This is a genomic window from Komagataeibacter intermedius TF2 (genome assembly GCF_000964425.1).
Taxonomy (GTDB): Bacteria; Pseudomonadota; Alphaproteobacteria; order Acetobacterales; family Acetobacteraceae; genus Komagataeibacter; species Komagataeibacter intermedius.
In genome coordinates this window covers 1-644 of the sequence record NZ_BANF01000296.1, presented here as the reverse complement: position 1 = coordinate 644, position 644 = coordinate 1, and the positions used below count along the sequence as shown (strand labels likewise).

The window sequence follows — 644 nt, the reverse complement described above, 5'->3', positions numbered from 1 at the left end:
CGCATGATCGGCGACGGGGTCGACGATGAGACCTGGCTGGAAACAGGAGCCCTTGCAGATAGCGACCAGGGTAACGGTCCGCTCCTCGTCAATCGCTACTTTCTCGACCATCCGGAGCAGGTGCTTGGCCGTCACGGCTGGACCACCACCCAGTTCGGTCCCGATTACACATGCGACGCGCGTGCCGACGGCAGGCTTGATGTGATGTTGTCCGAGGCCATGGGCCGGATCGGGCAGGACGTGCGCTTTCTGGAACCCCTGGACCAGCGCATTGTCCGGCCGACGGGATCCGGTGTGCTGGTCGGCACAGCAGCCGATGGCGCCCCGCTGAAAGAGGGCTCCTACTTCGTCACGAAAGGCGTCCTGCAGCAGATCTGCGATGGACAGGCTGTGACGGTCGCCATCAGGAAGGGGGACCAGAAGGACGGCCTCTTTCAGAAGCATGCCCGGATCATTATCGCGCTGATACCCGTCCGGGATGCGGCACGCGCGGTCCTGCGGGCGCAGATGGAGAATCTGCCTTATGGACGCCTGCAGGGCGACCTGAAGCGTGCCTATTTCAGTTTCGTCCGACAGTTCGGCCCGATCAACCTGATGAACGTGACAGTCAGGATCGATCCGGAAACCGGGGTCGAAAACGAAAC

The 644-nt window shown here is 62.3% G+C and carries 1 pseudogene; it reads left to right on the top strand.

The window, feature by feature from the left end:
- Positions 1-644: pseudogene (locus B7449_RS17165) on the top strand (lactate dehydrogenase); the annotation flags it as partial.